We start from the raw sequence: 14,406 nt of genomic DNA, 5'->3' as shown, positions 1-14,406 counted from the left end.
TTTGTGTTTTTTAATTCTCATTCTTTTAAATTTCAGCAAAAAAATACAACCCATAACCAACTATTAATGCGGGGATAGACGTGTAAAGCGTAGCTATAACAGCAGCTTTAGGCGCCATTGCGATTGCAGGAAATAATGCATCGCCATCGTTAGAAATTGCATTCCCAGCTAAAGCACTAAAAGGAATAATGCCCTGAATATACAAAGTAGTTACAATGATTTGTGGACCACAACCGGGTAAAAACCCAATAAGTACAGCAATCAGTGGTGCTAAATAAGCGTAGTGTACAAACCACGTTTTTAAATCAAGCCCAACAATATTGACTAAAATTTCAAATAACATAAATGATGCTACAACCCATGCAGTTACAAAATGGGTATCTTGTAATACTTTTACTATTTTAGAGGGGGGATTACACGTATCGTCTTCTGAAGTTACTTCTTTATAACTTTCACCTTTTGATGAAAGTGCCCAAATACTAACTACAAATAATGCCATAGCTGCGCCAAACACATTAATTACAGCACTTGTACTGGCGCCAAATGTTGAAAAATCGACATTAAACGCAATCAAAAAAGCAATAATTAGGCTTGGAATAATTGCCACCATCCAAATTGGTTTACTGATTTTAATAATATTTGTAGGGAGTATTTTTATTTGGTGTTTTTGTTCTTGCGCTGTAGGGCGTAAAAAATCTTTTTTATGTATCGCATTAACCAGCAAGCCACTAAAAGTACCCACCAGCAGCCCAATACCCATAATGAGTAAGCCTTCGCTGGGACGTGTAGCAAGTAATAAAAATGCAGCATCGCCCATCGTTGCGGCTAAAACTGCGACAATAGCGCCAAAGCTAGCCTGACCTTTAGTAAACTGCGTAACAACTATAATAGCGCCACCACAGCCAGGTAATGCACCTAAAACAGCAGCAAAGCTAATTTCTAAAATAGGCGACTTAGCGCTTAAGTAACTTAGCTCTAACTGAGGTAAGTGCTCTATAGCGTAGTAATAAATTAAGAGGGTAGCGGCAACAAACACGCTTACCTGAAAAAAAGCATCGCTAAGTGCCGTAATTGTTATTTCTCGTAAATGCGGAAATGCTAAACACGCTAAAATAAATAAAGGCAGCAATAAGCGTTTATTTTGACTCATGAATCGTTTTGAGGCTGGAGTAATAAAACCAATTTGAGGGAGTAAAATCATACAATGCGACCTAATTAATTAACTAAGTCACACTGTATATTTTAATTAAATGATAATCAATATCATTTGCATCTATTTAAATCGATTACTCACTTTGAATTTTTCGATAAGTAAACTCAAATAAGGCTACTTACGCTGAAATTCAGAGTTTGTATTCCACGTTGGCCACTGTTCTGTTTCAGAAATATCAAAACCTACTTTATAAAATAATTGTAAGTCTTGAACAGCACCCGATAAATCCCATTCATCACGGTAGCGGTCACACGGTTGATGGTAACAACCGCGAAGTACTAAGCTCATGCGTTTACGATAATTAGCTGTTTCTTCATCAGCAGCCACAGTACCACCGCCTGCATACATTGCCGGAATACCCATATTTGCAAATGCAAAGTGATCAGAGCGGTAGTAACCACCCGATGATGGTTTAGGATCGCCAGATATTGTTCTGCTTTGCTCTTTAGCTGCATTAGTTAAAAACTCATCCATTTGAGATTTACCAATACCAACTACGTTCATATCTTTTACTTTGCCTAATAAATTTAAGCTATCCATATTGATGTTAGCAACGGTTTTATTTGCTGCAATTACTGGATTTGCGGCATAGTATTTAGAACCTAATAAGCCTTGCTCTTCAGCTGTTACAGCTAAAAAGGTCATCGAGCGGCTAGGGTGCTTAGGTAATTTAGTAAAAGCTTCAGCTACTTCAATAAGACCCGCTGTGCCCGTTGCATTATCGTGAGCACCGTTATAAATTTGATCGCCTTTACGTGTTTTATCTGTGCCTAAGTGATCCCAATGAGCGGAGTAAATAACATGCTCATCTGGTTTTTCACTACCAGGTAAAGTGGCGATAAAGTTATACGACACCGATTTTTTAATCGTATTTTTAATATTAACAGAAGCAGTTAAATCGCCCATATCAACATGGTAAGCACCTTTAGCAGCATTTATTTTAACGGTATCAAAATCCAAGCCTGCTTTAGTAAATAGCTCTTTTGCTACGTCAGTTGTAACCCAGCCTTCAACGGCTACACGGTCCATATTATTGTTTTCTTTTTGAAAACCAAACTGCTCACCGCTCCAAGAGTTTTCAACTACTGACCATGGATATGACGCAGGTGCTGTTTCATGAATAATAATTGCACCAGCTGCACCTTGACGACTTGCTTCTTCATATTTGTATGTCCAACGCCCATAATAGGTCATTGCGTCGCCAGTAAATAACGCAGGATCTTTTGTTGCAAAGCCTGGATCGTTAACCAGCATTACAACCGTTTTGCCCTTAACGTCTAAACCTTCGTAATCATTCCAACTGTATTCTGGTGCGTTAACGCCGTAGCCTACAAATACAAGTTCAGAGTTTTCTATGCCTTCTTGAGCGCTTATGCGACTGCTACCCATAACCATGTCTTTTTTGTATTGGTAGTCTTTACCGCCAATACTAAGCACCATGTTCGAATCAGCTTCTAAAGAAACCAATGGCACTTCTTGTAAGTAACTGTCGCCATTACCTGGTTTTAAACCTAAAGCTTTAAACTGCGCAGTTAAATAATCAAGCGTTAGTTTTTCGCCAGGTGAAGAAGGAGCACGACCACCAAACTCATCAGATGCCAGTACTTTTACATGCTTAGCAAGTTCATCTGCTTGAATACTGTTGTAACCATTTGTTACGTCAGCCGGAGTTATACTTGTTGTTGCGCAACCTGCTAATACAGCTGTAGCAAGTAGGGTTAGAGAGAAATAATGTTTCATATCAGCTCGTTTCTTGTTTTAAGTTGTGATTAGTATATTAACTTCTATTAAGTAGAACCAGTTTTTGCGGTAAACTGTTACAAATTTTAAGGTATAAACTAGTAAGTAATTAATAATAATGAAGCGTTTTACTCCTCCTGAGCAGTGGCAACCAAGTAGTTTACAAAGTGGTGCATTTTCCCATTTAAATACTCTATTTAAAATTAATGAACAAACAAGTTGGCCAAGCCCACAATGGTTTACCCCATATCTAAAGGCAATTAATGCAAATAACTTACCTATACAATTTATTGATGACGCAAAAATAGATTTTGGCGATCGTTATTATGAGCAAGTTATTTTTGAAACTGGCGAAGTACCAACACGTACAGAGAATTGGCATGACTTATTTGGCGGTTTTATTTGGTGTTTATTTCCTAAAACCAAAGCGTTGATAAACGAGCGGCATGTGCAAGATATAGCTGAGCATGGTTTACAACATCGCACTAAGCATCGTAATGCACTAACGCTCTTTGATGAATGTGGTGTTGTATTAGCTATAAGCGAGAGTAAATGGCAGCAGTGGCTTTGCGATCACCAATGGAAAACAGCATTTATTGAACACAAACATGAGTGGGGAAAAACAATAAAACCTTTTATGTTTGGTCATGCAAATTACGAAATGCTTACTAAACCTTATATAGGCTTAACGGGTAAAGCGTTATTTGTTTGTGTACCTAATGAAATATTTTGTAAAGATTTAGTAACTCAATACAAGTACCTTGATCAAGCCCTTTATGAGATGATTAAAACAGATAACTGCTTAGCCGATAATAAACAGCTTTCTCCACTGCCTTTACTAGGCGTGCCTGGCTGGCATGACGAAAACAAAGACGACTCATTTTACAACAATACAGATTATTTTAGAGCGAAACGAAGGAACCGAACATGATAGAAGTAGCTGGGCTTAAAAAGAAATTTAAGCTAACTAAAGATCACAAAAAAAATAAAATAGATGACATCGACCCTCGTGAAGATAAAGATTACTTTCACTCAGTACGAGATGTGAGTTTTAGCTGCGCAAAAGGTGAGGTGCTAGGGTTATTAGGTCCAAATGGCGCAGGCAAAACAACTACACTTAGAATGATTTCAACCGCGTTAAAGCCCGATGAAGGCACAATAACAATTGCTGGAAACGATATTGTAAAAAAACCGCTACTAGGGCGTAAGTCTATCGGTTTTTTATCTGGCTCTACCGGTTTGTATGGCCGCTTAACTGTAAAAGAAAACATAGAGTATTTTGCAAAGCTCCACGGTATGGATAAAAACGATATTGCATCGCGTTGTGATGAGCTATTTACATTGCTCGATATGCATAAATTTGTAGATAAACGCGCAGAAAATCTATCAACAGGTATGAAGCAAAAAGCAAATATTGCGCGTGCTGTTGTGCATCGCCCAGCAGTTGTTGTACTTGATGAGCCAACAACGGGTCTTGATATAATGACCACCCAAACTGTTATTGAGTTTATTAAAGGCTTAAAAGCGCAAGGTACACCTGTTATTTTTTCTACCCATCATTTAGATGAAGTTGCACTTTTATGTGACCGAGTCGCTGTAATTAATGAAGGCATTAGTTGCTTTGACGGAACAGTAGAAGAATTTAAGCAGGCAGGTAAAAGCGATGAGCTTAATCAAGCATTTATGAACATATTAACGGAGAAACATGATGTTTGAGGTATTTAAAAAGGAATTAAGAGAGTTATTACGCGATAAAAAAACGCTATTATTTGTTGTCGCACTCCCTGTCGCTATATTTCCGTTATTGTTTGCCGTAATGGCATTTATAAGCTCACAAGCAGCAATGGATGCCGAACAAAAAGTAAATACGTATGCCATTATTAATGGTGAATACGCACAAGAGTTTACTGATAAAGTGTTTTATCACAAAAGTTTTGAGCTTTATAAAGGGGCTAAAACCTTTAATAACATTGAAGAGCTTAAAGCTGGCGTTATAGCTGGCGATATTGATATGGGTATTTATTTACCAAGCCATGCTGAGCAAACACTAGATAATGGTAAACAAAGCCAGTGGCAGGTTGTTTTTAACGATTCAAAATCTATTAACTTTTTATTCGAACGCGTCAAAGAGCTCGCAAAAGAATACAGTGACGTGCTGCAAACTCAAAAGCTAATCAGTTTTGGTATTGAAGTGTCTGTGCAAAAATCTATTCTTAACCCAATTGAAGTAATTAAGGTGGATACAGCCGATAAACGTGAAAACCTTGGCGAAAAAATTGGCGGGTTTTTACCTTACTTACTTATACCATTAGTACTAATGGGGGCTACTTATCCCGCTATTGATTTAGGCGCAGGCGAAAAAGAACGTGGCACACTTGAAACACTGCTACTTACACCTATTACGCGTACAGAGTTGGTGCTTGGTAAATTTATAACCTTGTTAACTACATCTATTGCTTCCACAACCATAACGGTCTTAAGTATGGGTTGCTGGATAGCACTGGCGTTAGCATTTGCCGATCTTGATTTTATTAAAGCGGCATTTAGTACATTAGCGGTTACCGATTTACTGATGATATTTGTACTGCTACTGCCTGTGGCTGCTATATTTTCGGCTTTGGCACTGGCTATATCTATCTATGCACGCACATTTAAAGAAGCACAAAACTACATGGCTCCACTTAGCATGGGTGTGTTTTTCCCTATTATTATTTCAATAATGCCAAATATGGAACTCAATGCAAAAACAGCATTTATTCCAGTAACAAACGTAGCATTAGCAATTAAAGAAATAGTAAAAGGGACTGTTGATTATACATTTGTAGGCTTGATATTTTTAGCTACTGCAATTATTGCAGCGGGGCTACTGGCATTTTGTGTTAAATGGTTTAACCGAGAAGATGTATTATTTAGATAGTGTTTAAATCTTAAAGTGAGTAGGGTTCCATTTGAACTCTACTTACTTTAGTCAGACGAACCATAATTTATAATAATATTTAGTAATTATTTATCTGCATCAAATTAAGCTTAAAGCTTAATTTCTCCTACATCGTATAGTGATAAATCTTACCGTTAAGACAAGTTTACTTCATTGATTTAGGTAAGCGTTGAGGTTAAGTATTACCACTAAATTAACCAGCTAATAAAAACTAGCAATAACGAATTCTTAAATTATCTGACTCAATAAATTACTAATACGTATTTACCTTTATTATAAAATAGGTAAGTCGATATGTTTTTGATTACTTATTGTTCATAGTAATTATGAGTTTTATAAAAAACTAATGATTTAGTTTTTTTAGAATGAAATTTATAGCGATAACCGATTAGTTATAGGGTCCTTTTTATTCCCTAATGCTCTATAATAACAATAATGAGAATTTATGGTGAAGGTAAATGTTAAAAAGAAATACTTTTTTGAGCGTAACAAAAAGTAATAAGCTAATACTTGTTGCTGCATTAATTTTTGTTCTTATAGCTTTACCATCTCTGTATATATTTGAACAAAAAGTCAGAAGTGATATCTACAACTCTTCTCAAGTAGAGCTTAAGCGTGAGCTTGAAACTAAAAGCCTTTCATTAAAAAAACACTTTCAAGATAGCGTAACCGCTATTCGATTTTTAGACGCGACTCCTCCTATTCAAGGTATTACGCGAGCAACAGAAAACAAATTAATCGATCCCTTATTAGGTACTCCTATTGGCGTTTGGCAAGAACGATTGGGCAGTATTTTTTCTGGTTTTATGCGCACTGACGAAAGCATACTGCAAGCACGATATATTATGCTTGCCGATGGCGGACAAGAAGTTGTTAGAGTTGACCGTAATCACCAAGGCAAACTTGTAAGGCTAGAAGGTCAGCAATTACAAAAGAAAGGGCAAAGAGACTACATAATTAAAACAAGCATGTTAGATGAGCATAGTGTTTATATTTCACCAATTAACTACAACCGAGAAAATGGTGAGATTCAAAAACCTTACACTAGTACTTTTAGAGTTGCAAAACCTGTTTTTGATGAAGACAAACAGGTTTTTGCTGTATTAGTCACAAATTACTTTGCTGATCAATTAATTAATAGCTTAACGGTTGAATTGCCACATGGTACCGAAATTTACCTAATGAATAACGAGGGTGAATTTTTGTATCACCCTAATCCTGATTTTAGGTTTGGTTTTGAATTTAATAAAAGTAAAACGTGGAACCAAGAATTTACTAATACAGAAAATATGCTATCTGAAAGTACGCTCCCATTAAATAATTATCCCGAACATTATTTTATTAAAAAGCGTATTTATTTTGATGACGATATTACTATGTTGCCTCTTGAGATTGCGGTGAGTATTAGTACTGATATTTTATTAGAAAAAGTAAGCGAAAGACGTCAAAACTTTATAGTAATGTTGTTAGTCTTTTTTAGTGTGTTTTTGATTATAACATTTTTATATCAGCGATTTATAAACAGAAAATTACTTATACACTCATTAAAAGAGCAAAATAACAGGGTAATAGAAAACTCACTTGATGCCATTTTTACAATTGAAGAAACAGGTGAAATAGTACATTTTAATAATACTGCAAAAGAAGTGTTTGGTACTTCACTTGAAAACGAAAATACTCAGTTCATATCATTATTTACTTTAAGTGAAGAAGATAAAAACTGTATTAAAGACACAATAACAGATGGCACAAAAATGCCATTTGAAGCCATGTACATAGATAACGATGGTAATACACAATACTATTCAATTACCTTAACTAGTATTTTTGATGTGTATAACGAGCGTTACCAAGTGGGTGCAATTTTAAGAAATATAAGCTCATTAAAAAATATTCAATCAGAACTCGAAGGTCTAAATAGCACTTTAGAGCTTAAAGTATCACAAAGAACAATTGAGCTAGAACATGCTATAGATCAAGCACTAGCAGCTAGCCAAGCGAAGAGTGACTTTGTAGCCAATATATCGCATGAAATACGCACCCCAATGAATGGTGTGTTGGGTATGCTTGAAATGCTCAAAGAAGATGGCTTATCTGATCAACAATACCACTATTTAAAACTTGCAAATAGCAGTGCTAACTCACTGATGAACTTGATTAACGATATTCTTGATTTTTCTAAAATAGAAGCAGGAAAACTTGATATAGATAACCATACGTTTGATGTAGTTACAGTGTGTAGCGATATGATTAGCTCTTTAGCACTACACGGTCAGCGTAAAGGACTTGAAGTATTTTTAGATACAAAAGATGTAATAGACCGAATGGTAATAGGCGATAGCCATCGACTTAAACAAATTTTAATTAATTTAGTTAATAATGCATTTAAATTTACCCACCGGGGTGAAGTAAGTTTAACTGTTGGCTCTAAATATATTACCGATTCTAAGCTATTAATGAGCTTTACCATTAAAGATACAGGTATAGGCATTGCACCAGAAAACATAGACAAACTATTTGAAGTATTTACGCAAGAAGATTCAAGCACTACTCGTCACTTTGGAGGAACCGGTTTAGGCTTATCCATATGTAAAAAGCTTGCTCAGTTAATGGGTGGGAATATTACTGTAACAAGTGAAAAGGGTGTTGGTAGTACATTTACCGCAACAGTTGAGTTACATGTAGCACAACAAAAAAAGCTAAACTCTGGTATCGAACTATCAACCGCTATTGATGTTGCAGCGCTAATCGCACGTGATAATGTTTATAAAAATGTGTGTGATTTACTGCAGCTTACGTGCAAAGTAGATACGTCTAATGTTACAAGGCTTGATTACTTTAGTGAGCATAAAGAGTTTGATGCTGATTTATTAATTATTGATGATGAGCATCCTCAAATAAATGCATTAATTGATCATTGTAAACAGCACAATAAAAAATATGTATTAATTTTACGGGATATGGTTACAGACAAGCCAATTAAAACAGTACTACCTGAGGGCAGCCATATTCTGAATAAACCACTTACTCAAGATCAATTTAGCTATAAGCTGGCTAGTTTGTTTGGGGCTAGTAGTGAGTTTATAATTACACCACCTAAAGGCTTAACCGAAGAACAAGTAGAGCCTGATTTGTCGGCTTATCATATTTTATTAGTAGACGATAATATGATAAACATTGAAGTAGCCAAAGCGATTTTAAAACGTACTAAAGTTAAAATCACTTGTGCATCAGATGGTATAGAAGCATTAGAAGCTTTAAAAGAAAATACAGAGCAAGCCTTCGATGTTATTTTAATGGATTGCCAAATGCCTAACTTAAATGGTTACGATACAACAAGTGAAATAAGAAATAGTAGAGCTGGGGTAGATTACACGCACATACCTATCATAGCGATGACGGCAAGTGCAATGGAAGGTGATAGAGAGCGCTGCTTAGCCGCAGGAATGAACGACTACATTACTAAGCCGATAAAACCACAAACGTTAAAAGATAAACTCATCACCTGGCTAAGTTGATTCAAAATAAATTATTCAGCTGCTTACGCAGCTGATTTTTTAGGCTTTGTATTAGTTAATATATCTAACTTAATATATCTAATTTTGTTACATCGGCAGTATCGAGCACGCTCAGTGTATATGGCTAATGTAGTAGCTCAATTTCCCAATTTTGCTGATCTACAAGCGCCGTACAGCTCTCAATCCAATCCCAATCATTAAATACATAATTCCGTTATCAACTTTTATTTTAGGGTGATTAATATGCCCACAAATAATTCCATCTACGTTTTTTAGCTTCATAAATAGCAGCATCTTCAAATGTTTCATAGCTTCACGTGTTTTGTGTAGCCGAGCTTTTATCCATGATTCAAGTAAGTAGTAATTACCACCAAATAATTTACGTATTCGATTGGACCACCGATTCAGAAATAATAAATCGCATCCTGCATAATCAGCAATACTAATCAGTTTGCTATGACGAGTAGCGGAATCAAAGTCATCGCCGTGTACGAGTAAAAAATGTTTATTAGTTTTAGTGGTGTAAATAAACTGCTGGTGGACTTAGAACCCAAATACAGTTTGATTTATATAGCTTCTGAACGTTTAGTCATGATTACCGGGAATATAAATGATGCGTGTACCGCTAGCTGCTTTTTGTTGTATAGAGCTTAATGCATTGATAATGCGAAAAGTGCAAATAAAAATGTCGTTTCATTGACCATAAATCAATAATAACACCCACTAAATAAAGTGTGTTAGATTCTACTGAGTTTAAAAAATTGAGTAAGTAATCGGCTCTACAGTCTTTATAGCTTAAATGAACATCAAATATTTAAATAGTAGGGTGGTGTTATTTTTACTGTTTGTGCGGCTAAATAGCACATATAAAATTTAGATATAAAAAAACCGCTTTAAAAAAGCGGTTTTTAAATTATATTTAAGCTATTTTTGCTTAACCTTTAACGGCTGCTTTAATTACATCGATTGCTGTGTCGATATCAACCATTAGCTTTTCACCCGTACGACGGTTTTTAAGCTCAACTTTGTTTTCGTCAAGGTTACGCTCACCAATTACGAGGGTAAATGGCACACCAATTAGCTCCATATCGTTAAACATAACGCCAGGGCGTTCTTTACGGTCATCAAACAACACATCAAGCCCTGCATCTTTTAAACCTTGATAAAGGTTATTAGCAATATCAGGAATACGATGTGATTTGTGCATATTCATAGGCACAATTGCTAAATCAAATGGTGCGATAGGTGCAGGCCAAATGATCCCGTATTGATCGTTGTTTTGCTCAATGGCAGCGGCAACAATACGTGATACGCCAATACCGTAACAACCCATAGTCATTGTTTGGTTTTTACCACCTTCGTTTAATACACCCGCCTTCATCGCTTCTGAGTACTTAGTGCCAAGTTGAAAAATATGACCTACTTCAATACCGCGTTTAATTTGTAAAACGCCTTGACCACATGGGCTCATATCGCCTTCAACAATATTACGAATATCTGCAACTTCGTAATCAGTTACGTCACGATCCCAGTTAATACCGCTGTAATGTTCGTCGTCTTTATTAGCACCGGCAACAAAATCAGCAAGTATGTTAGCTGTTCGATCAACAATAATTGGCATTGATAAGCCAACAGGACCTAATGAACCAGGTTTTGCACCAATAGCAGCAACAATATCTGCCTCTGTTGCCATTTCAAGCGGAGAGTCTACTAATGGGTGCTTTTCAGCTTTTAGTTCGTTTAATTCGTGATCGCCACGCAGTACTAAGGCAACTAAACCACGTACTTCGTTTTCATCAGGCGTACCGTAAACTATTAGCGTTTTAACACAGCGATGTGGCTTAACACCGTAGCTTTTTTTAAGCTCGTCAATAGTTTTAGCATCAGGCGTTGGAAATGCCTTTAGCTCTTTTGATGCTTCAGGGCGAGGCTCGCTTGGTGCTAGCGCTTCTGCTTTTTCAATATTAGCTGCGTAGTCGCTGCCATCACTAAATGCAATTGCATCTTCACCCGACTCAGCAAGTACATGAAACTCGTGCGATACACTACCGCCAATAGAGCCTGTATCGGCTATAACAGGGCGGTAATCAAGGTTTAAACGCTCAAAAATATTACAGTAAGCTTTGTGCATTGCTTTATAAGTTGCATCTAGACACTCTTCACTTAAGTGAAAAGAGTAGGCATCTTTCATTGTAAATTCACGAGCACGCATTACACCAAAGCGAGGACGACGTTCGTCGCGTACTTTAGTTTGTATTTGGTATAACGTTACAGGTAACTGCTTGTAGCTGTTTATTTCTTTACGTACGAAATCAGTAATTACTTCTTCGTGCGTTGGACCAAGTGCAAATGTACGATTATGGCGGTCTGTAAAGCGCATAAGCTCAGGACCAAATTCATTCCAACGACCAGACTCTTCCCATAAATCAGCAGGTTGAATAACTGGCATTAGCATTTCAATTGCACCAGCTTTATCCATTTCTTCACGTACAATGTTTTCTACTTTACGTAGCACGCGTAAACCAGAGGGTAACCAAGTGTATAAACCCGAAGCGACGCGACGGATCATACCGGCTCTAAGCATTAACTGATGCGATACGATTTCAGCATCTGATGGCGTTTCTTTAAGTGTTGCGAGTATATATTGGCTTGTACGCATGTTTTTTCCGAAATAGAGTAATTATGTTCTTTTAATAGAGCTTAAGTTTACCAGCGGATGCTTTTACACTAAAGCGCTAAGTGAGTTATTTAGTTTTTTTCTATGTTTGTTACCAAGTTATGGGAGTCATTTACTTGCCAACGAATATTAAAGTTATATAAGGTCATTCCATAGCTTTGCATTTCTTCTTTTTGTTTTTTATAAGCAGGGCGTGGATCTTGTTTTAACACATTTGATATAAAGTCATGTAACTCTGGGTATTGAGTTTGCGCATTAATAAACTCAATTGCTTGAGGGCTAAATTCAACCGTCATTTCTGTTTCTGGGCGAGTATCGGCAAAGCCTGCGCTTGCATCGGGCATTGAGTCTGAATACGGCAAATACGGTTTTATATCAATGATAGGTGTGCCATCAAGTAAATCAATACCAGCAAGTAATAAGCTAAGCTGACCGTTTTTATACTCAATACCTTCGAGTTTTACAGCGCTCATGCCAATCGCGTTTGGTCTGAATGTAGCACGAGTAGCAAATACACCTTTTCGCTCATTTCCGCCCAAACGAGGAGGGCGTACCATGGCGGAGTAGCCTTTATCAGCTGTTTCATGAAAACGAAATAGCAGCCATATATGAGTAAATTCATCTAATCCACGTACAAACTCTTCACGATTAAAATCAGGAGCAAAAATAAGTTTAGCTTTGGCTTGTGGTACTAAACGAGGCTGCCTAGGTATTGCAAACTTTTGTTTATATGGAGATTGAATATGGCCAATAGCCGAAATGTTATAATCGCTCATAGTACTCGGGTACAAATAAAATAGAGCGCTATTCTACCTGTATTTAGCGTTTATGGCATTAATGTAAGTGAGTTTATTACTTAAAGACTGACTGGTTTAAATGATGATTATTAGACTGTGCGGTCTATAAGCTTGTATTTAGAGTAACTAAAAGCAAAGAGGTAAGCCTAAGCTTACCTCTTATATGCGTTTTAAGGTTTAATTAAAACATGTATTGAACTGATACAGATGCTACATCCATATCTGGGTCAATGTCGTCATCAAGTTTGTAGCGTTCATATTCTAAACGAAATTGAACATTTGTAGTAAGTGCGTATTCAACACCCGCACCGTAAAACGCATCACCGCCATCTTTAGACGCTGATACACTACCTACCGGTAATTCTTGTGTGTAATCTGCATCCCATTCAAACCAACCGCCTTTTGCATACACGGTAAAGCTGTCAGATATTGGAAGACCTAGGCGTGCGGCAAGCGATACGCCATCAATTTCAGCTTTTTGGTCTATATCGCTAACTTCATCAAAATTTTGATAAGCAAGCTCTAAGCTTAAGTACTCGTTAAATTGAGTACCAACGTAGCCTTTTAGCATTTGTGCATCGTCGTCAAAATCGGTGTCGTTGTCACTGTCTTCAAATTCAAAAGAATATTGACCGTAACCGATACCAGTATAAATACGTGGAGAATCGAAATCAGAAATGTCAGCGTGTGCTGCAGAGTTAAAACCCAGTGTTGCTAGTGCAATAGCTGAAAGAGAAAGTGTTTTAATCATTGAATAGCTCCTTTAGAAAAATAATCAAATGCTTGATTTAGTTAATCAAACTTCAATTATTTACTTGCAGTGAGCATGCCAATTACAAAGTTGATTAAAAACACGGCTAAAAACCTACTTTTGTATTGGTTTTTACAGCTTTTAGCGTGTTTTATAATCAAGGTGAACTTTTATTTAATTAAGTACTCTAAAATAAGTTGTATGTTTTACAAAGCATAATGAGTTTTTTACACAGCAGTACTCAAAGTCAGAAACTAAACGGTATGAAGTAAGTTTTCTGTTTCAATTGCTATTTCTTTCATTTTTATAGCGTAGTTTTCTAATTTAATATCTTCATCTGTTACAGCCGAAAATGAAGGTACTTCAATTGGGTAGCCCGTTTCATCCATAGCAATAAAGCTGATAACGCAATGATTTGTTTCAACCATATTTTGTGTTTTTGGATCGCCACAACGAACTTGAATAAAAATTTGCATACTTGTTTTACCGGTATGCGCTATTTTAGCTTCTACTTCTACAATTTGACCTACTAATATAGGGCGTCTAAATTTAACACCCGCAACCGAAACTGTTACACAGTAATGACCACTCCAACCAGCAGCACATGCATAGCCTGCTTGGTCAATCCATTTCATGACGGCCCCACCATGAACTTTACCACCAAAATTTACATCGGTAGGCTCTGCTAAAAAACGAAAAACAACTTTTGACGACGGCATAGATAACACTCATATTTATTAAAACTACTATTAGCATAACGTAAAAAAGAGGC

At 36.6% G+C, this 14,406-nt stretch carries 10 protein-coding genes; 4 read left to right on the top strand and 6 right to left on the bottom strand.

Going from position 1 to position 14,406, the window contains the following annotated elements:
- Positions 1–25: 25 nt before the first annotated feature.
- Complete coding sequence (locus GQR56_RS03070; protein WP_166109119.1) at positions 26–1,201, bottom strand: putative manganese transporter; 1,176 nt, start codon at positions 1,199–1,201, stop codon at positions 26–28.
- A 126-nt stretch (positions 1,202–1,327) separates the two neighbouring features.
- Positions 1,328–2,953 (bottom strand): M28 family metallopeptidase, encoded by a 1,626-nt coding sequence (locus GQR56_RS03065; RefSeq protein ID WP_166109118.1) that lies wholly within the window; start codon positions 2,951–2,953, stop codon positions 1,328–1,330.
- Between the two features lie 118 nt (positions 2,954–3,071).
- Here GQR56_RS03065 and GQR56_RS03060 point away from each other — a divergent pair, with 118 nt between their 5' ends.
- The 4 genes from GQR56_RS03060 (at position 3,072) to GQR56_RS03045 (ending at position 9,409) form a co-directional block, all read left to right on the top strand.
- A complete protein-coding gene (locus tag GQR56_RS03060) occupies positions 3,072–3,884 on the top strand; it encodes a DUF3025 domain-containing protein (protein ID WP_024612495.1) in 813 nt (270 codons plus the stop codon).
- Positions 3,881–4,669 carry an ATP-binding cassette domain-containing protein gene (locus GQR56_RS03055; RefSeq protein WP_166109117.1) on the top strand — a complete coding sequence of 263 codons (789 nt, stop codon included), beginning with the start codon at positions 3,881–3,883 and terminating at the stop codon, positions 4,667–4,669. Before GQR56_RS03060 ends, GQR56_RS03055 begins: the two co-directional genes overlap by 4 nt.
- Positions 4,662–5,870 (top strand): ABC transporter permease, encoded by a 1,209-nt coding sequence (locus GQR56_RS03050; RefSeq protein WP_166109164.1) that lies wholly within the window; start codon positions 4,662–4,664, stop codon positions 5,868–5,870. The genes GQR56_RS03055 and GQR56_RS03050 overlap by 8 nt, the downstream gene beginning before the upstream one ends.
- Positions 5,871–6,349: 479 nt before the next feature.
- On the top strand, positions 6,350–9,409 hold the full coding sequence (locus tag GQR56_RS03045) for an ATP-binding protein (protein ID WP_166109116.1): 3,060 nt from the start codon (positions 6,350–6,352) through the stop codon (positions 9,407–9,409).
- Positions 9,410–10,343: 934 nt separating this feature from the next.
- Here the strand turns inward: GQR56_RS03045 and GQR56_RS03040 are convergent.
- The 4 genes from GQR56_RS03040 to GQR56_RS03025 all read right to left on the bottom strand — a co-directional run bounded on the left by GQR56_RS03040 (position 10,344) and on the right by GQR56_RS03025 (position 14,353).
- Complete coding sequence (locus GQR56_RS03040) at positions 10,344–12,068, bottom strand: proline--tRNA ligase (protein ID WP_166109115.1); 1,725 nt, start codon at positions 12,066–12,068, stop codon at positions 10,344–10,346.
- A gap of 89 nt (positions 12,069–12,157) precedes the next feature.
- Complete coding sequence (tsaA, locus tag GQR56_RS03035; protein WP_166109114.1) at positions 12,158–12,862, bottom strand: tRNA (N6-threonylcarbamoyladenosine(37)-N6)-methyltransferase TrmO; 705 nt, start codon at positions 12,860–12,862, stop codon at positions 12,158–12,160.
- 202 nt (positions 12,863–13,064) lie between these two features.
- Positions 13,065–13,634: an outer membrane beta-barrel protein gene (locus GQR56_RS03030; RefSeq protein WP_166109113.1), complete on the bottom strand. Its 570-nt coding sequence runs from the start codon at positions 13,632–13,634 to the stop codon at positions 13,065–13,067.
- A 254-nt stretch (positions 13,635–13,888) separates the two neighbouring features.
- On the bottom strand, positions 13,889–14,353 hold the full coding sequence (locus GQR56_RS03025; protein ID WP_024612986.1) for an acyl-CoA thioesterase: 465 nt from the start codon (positions 14,351–14,353) through the stop codon (positions 13,889–13,891).
- Positions 14,354–14,406 lie beyond the last annotated feature (53 nt).

The sequence above is a fragment of the Pseudoalteromonas sp. Z9A5 genome (assembly GCF_011378875.1).
Taxonomy (GTDB): Bacteria; Pseudomonadota; Gammaproteobacteria; order Enterobacterales; family Alteromonadaceae; genus Pseudoalteromonas.
Note: the sequence above shows the minus strand (reverse complement) of the source record. Positions and strands in the feature narration are given on the sequence as shown.